Source organism: Flavobacterium sp. (assembly GCF_044377315.1).
Classification (GTDB): Bacteria; Bacteroidota; Bacteroidia; order Flavobacteriales; family Flavobacteriaceae; genus Flavobacterium.
In genome coordinates this window covers 1-4,311 of sequence record NZ_JBILJG010000051.1, presented here as the reverse complement: position 1 = coordinate 4,311, position 4,311 = coordinate 1, and the positions used below count along the sequence as shown (strand labels likewise).

Below are 4,311 nucleotides of genomic sequence, written 5' to 3'. Positions count from 1 at the left end.
TAGTAATTGATATTATTGTAAATGAATCTGTTGAGAATAAATTTGCCTTCACTGCACAAGACAAATTCAATCGTTTGAATCAGTTAAATCCTAATTTAGAATTACTTCGCAAAACTTTTGAATTAGATCTATAAATTATGGCAGACTATTTTTTTGAAGTTGCTTATAAAGGAATTGTTTACCAAAAAGAAGAAGTCAATTTCAAAGAATTTGAGCAATGCACTTTTACTAATTGTGATTTTAGAAACTGCTTATTCGTTGCCATAACTTTTATAGATTGTACTTTCCACAATTGTAATTTTGATACAACAAAAGTAAATTATGTAGCGTTTAGAACTGTAAATTTTAATCATTGTAGTTTTAGAGAAGTCAATTTTGCTATGAGCGACAAACTCATTTTTGAAATGCATTTCTACAATTGCATTTTAGATTTCACCAAATTTTACAGTTTAAAAATCCGAAGCAACTCTTTTACCAATTGTAGTATGATTGCTGTTGATTTTATGGCTACTGATATAACTGGAGTTGTTTTTGACAATTGTGATTTATACCGTTCCGAATTTGAAAAAGCGATTGCCAACAAGGCTAATTTCAAAACCAGTTACAATTATACTATCGATCCAACCAAAACCAAATTGAAAAAAGCTGTTTTTTCGCTTGAAGGTACTAGAGGATTGCTTTTTAAACACGAATTAGTTATTTCATAAAAAATGCCCCAAATAGTATCTAACTTTTTGGGGCATTTTCTAAACTTAGGATTTTAAATATAAAATAGAGTTGTTTTTAAAAAACAAACATAGCTCTTTCGCTCATCATTTCGTTTATTTCATCTGCCACTTCTTCGATTATGGCTTCGTCTGTATGATTCATTAGCACTCTATCGATAAATGCAACGATAATTTCCATATCCTCTTCAACCAAACCACGTGTTGTGATAGCTGGTGTTCCAACTCTAATTCCTGATGTTACAAATGGAGATTTATCGTCAAATGGCACCATGTTTTTATTTACCGTAATTTCGGCTTTGACCAAAGCATTTTCGGCTTCTTTTCCTGAAATATTTTTGTTTCTTAAATCAATTAGCATCATGTGGTTATCAGTTCCACCAGAAATGATATTGTAACCTCTTTTTACGAAAGCTTCAGCCATTGCTTTTGCATTTTTCTGCACTTGAACAGTGTACCTAAAAAACTCATCACTTAAACATTCTCCGAACGCAACTGCTTTAGCAGCAATAACATGCATCAAAGGCCCACCTTGATTACCAGGAAAAACAGACATGTCTAAAACATGTGACATCATTCTAATTTCGCCTTTTGGTGTTTTTAAACCCCAAGGATTTTCAAAATCTTTTCCCATCATTATCATTCCACCTCGTGGTCCACGAAGGGTTTTGTGAGTAGTTGTTGTAACAATATGACAATACGGAATTGGATCATTCATCAAGCCTTTGGCAATCAATCCTGCTGGATGTGAAATATCAGCTAATAACAATGCTCCTACTGAGTCGGCAATCTCTCTAAAACGTTTAAAATCCATATCACGTGAATAGGCAGATGCACCAGCGATAATTAATTTTGGCTGTTCTTTGGTAGCAATTACTTGAATTTTATCATAATTAAATTGTCCAGTATCTGGCTCAACACCATAAAAACTTGGCGTATATAATTTACCAGAAAAATTTACAGGAGAACCGTGTGTTAAATGTCCACCATGAGACAAATCAAAACCTAGAATTTTGTCACCTGGTTTTAAACATGCCGCAAAAACTGCTGTATTTGCTTGCGAACCAGAATGGGGTTGTACGTTTACATATTCAGCACCAAATAAAGCTTTTGCTCTGTCAATTGCAATCTGTTCAACAACATCAACTACTTCACAGCCTCCATAATATCTTTTACCAGGATAACCTTCGGCATATTTATTAGTTAGGCATGAACCTGCTGCTTCCATTACCTGATCGCTTACAAAGTTCTCTGAAGCAATAAGCTCAATACCGTGAATTTGTCTGTCTTGTTCATCAAGAATTAAATCAAAAATTTGTTCGTCGCGTTGCATTATTATATATTTTAGTTAAAAACATTCCAAAATTACGAAATATGTTTGTGAAATAAATTCTAAATGATATATTTGATTACTAATTTTTCAACAATAAATCAACAATAAAAAATATGCCAAATCTAGCCAATGACCCGAACAGAAAATCGTGGATAACAATTCCAGAAAACAGTGATTTTCCTATACAGAATATTCCTTTTGGAGTTTTTATAACCAAAGATGATGTTATCACAATAGGAACAAGGATTGGTGATTGCGCGATTGATATGGGTGCATTACAACAATTGGGGTACTTTGAAGGAATTGAATTGACCGACGATATGTTTATGCAAGACACGTTAAATGATTTTATTTCTGATGGAAAAAAAACATGGCGTTTGGTTAGAAATAGATTGTCGGAGCTTTTTGAAGAGAGTAACCCAAAACTTAGAGATAACAAAGAACATCGAGACGTTTTAATCTTTGATATGAAGCTAATAGAGATGCTTTTACCAGTTCAAATTGGGGATTACACCGATTTTTACAGTAGTAAAGAACATGCTACTAATGTTGGAAAAATGTTTCGTGATCCAGAAAATGCATTATTGCCGAACTGGCTTCATATTCCTGTGGGCTATCATGGTAGAAGTTCTACAATTGTTCCTAGCGGAATTCCTGTGCATCGCCCAATGGGACAAACCTTGCCTAATGGACAATCGACACCTGTTTTTGGACCTTCGCAAGCGATTGATTTTGAACTAGAGACTGCTTTTATTACAACTGATGCTAATATTATGGGAGAAAATATTCCTGTAACAGAAGCTGAAGATTATATTTTTGGAATGGTTTTGCTAAACGATTGGAGCGCGAGAGATATTCAAAAATGGGAATATGTGCCACTTGGGCCATTCTTAGCAAAAAACTTTGCATCGGCAATTTCTCCTTGGATAGTTACAATGGATGCTTTGGAACCATTTAGAACTAAAGGTCCAAATCAAGAGCCAACACCACTTCCTTATCTGCAACAAAAAGGAAAACATGCTTTTGATATTAATTTAGAAGTTTATATAAAACCTGAAAATATTGAGCCAACTTTGGTAAGTAAATCAAACTTTAAATATATGTATTGGTCAATGTGTCAACAATTGGCGCATCATACTTCTAATGGTTGTAGAGTGAATAGTGGTGATATGATGGGATCTGGAACGATTTCTGGACCAACAGAAGACAGTTATGGTTCGATGCTAGAACTTACTTGGAGCGGTAAAAATCCTATTAAGATGAAAGATGGTAGCGAACGTAAATTTATAAATGATAATGATACCGTAATTATGAAAGGATATTGCCAAAATAGTTCGGTGCGAATTGGTTTTGGTGATGTTTCAAATAAATTGTTACCTCCATTTGTTAGAAAATAGTTGGAAGTAATGTTAGCTAAAAAAAACAAAAATTAACTTAAACAAAATTTGTGAGCGTAATTACCTATTTAAAAGAAATTCCAGTAATGAAAAAAGTATTTGGAATAGCAATTATTATTGCTGGACTTTATATATTCCTAACAACCAATATTTTATTTGGACTACTATTCATTGTACTTGGTATAAATCTAATATTGAGAGAAGGTTCGCAAATAAACTTAGAGAATAAAACTTATAGAAATATTAAATCAATCTTTGGAATACCTATTGGAAAGTGGAAACCTTGTCCAGAATTTGAATACATTTCGGTTTTCAGGACTAAAGAAAATCAAACAGTAAATGTTGTAACCGCAACTACTACTTTTACAACTGAAGTAATACTTTTAAATCTATTTTACAATCGAAATAAACACCTAACATTTTATAAAACAGATAATAGAGTTGACGCTTTTAAAGTAGCTGAACATTTCAAATTAGCATTAGATATTGATATTTTAGATGCAACTGAAAGTGAAACAAAGTGGTTGTAAACACTTCTGCAAAAAGCAGTTTGCAAAAATGGCAAGACATGGGCAAGTCAAGAAAGTACGCTACTGTAAAAAATTTTAGTTATTTTTGTTTGGTAAATGCTAGAAGTTACCACTTGTGAAAGCCGCAATACGATGGAAGATGGAAGATAGATGTTGCTTTTTTTAGTAAAGCAGCAAAATAATTTTGAATACCAGCGTTATCTTATTACTTTTACAAGATTAAATAATTCAAATTATGTTAGAAACTGTTTTATCATTAAAAAACGCAACGATTTACCAAGAAAACAATCCGATTTTGTCGGACATTACTCTTGATGTTAAGCATG

General features: G+C 32.8%; 4 protein-coding genes. 3 read left to right on the top strand and 1 reads right to left on the bottom strand.

Features of this window, described 5'->3' with window-relative positions:
• The first annotated feature begins 137 nt into the window (after positions 1 to 137).
• Positions 138 to 707 carry a pentapeptide repeat-containing protein gene (locus ACIQ66_RS11265; RefSeq protein ID WP_396212894.1) on the top strand — a complete coding sequence of 190 codons (570 nt, stop codon included), beginning with the start codon at positions 138 to 140 and terminating at the stop codon, positions 705 to 707.
• Between the two features lie 76 nt (positions 708 to 783).
• On the opposite strand, the gene glyA is transcribed toward ACIQ66_RS11265, so the two are convergent.
• Positions 784 to 2,058, bottom strand: coding sequence for a serine hydroxymethyltransferase (glyA, locus tag ACIQ66_RS11260; RefSeq protein ID WP_396212893.1), 1,275 nt, complete (start codon positions 2,056 to 2,058; stop codon positions 784 to 786).
• Positions 2,059 to 2,171: 113 nt separating this feature from the next.
• On the opposite strand from glyA, the gene fahA reads away from it, so the two are divergent.
• Together fahA and ACIQ66_RS11250 are read left to right on the top strand one after the other, a co-directional pair.
• Positions 2,172 to 3,455 carry a fumarylacetoacetase gene (gene fahA / locus ACIQ66_RS11255; protein WP_396212892.1) on the top strand — a complete coding sequence of 428 codons (1,284 nt, stop codon included), beginning with the start codon at positions 2,172 to 2,174 and terminating at the stop codon, positions 3,453 to 3,455.
• 50 nt (positions 3,456 to 3,505) lie between these two features.
• On the top strand, positions 3,506 to 3,985 hold the full coding sequence (locus tag ACIQ66_RS11250) for a hypothetical protein (RefSeq protein WP_396212891.1): 480 nt from the start codon (positions 3,506 to 3,508) through the stop codon (positions 3,983 to 3,985).
• The last annotated feature ends 326 nt before the right edge of the window (positions 3,986 to 4,311 follow it).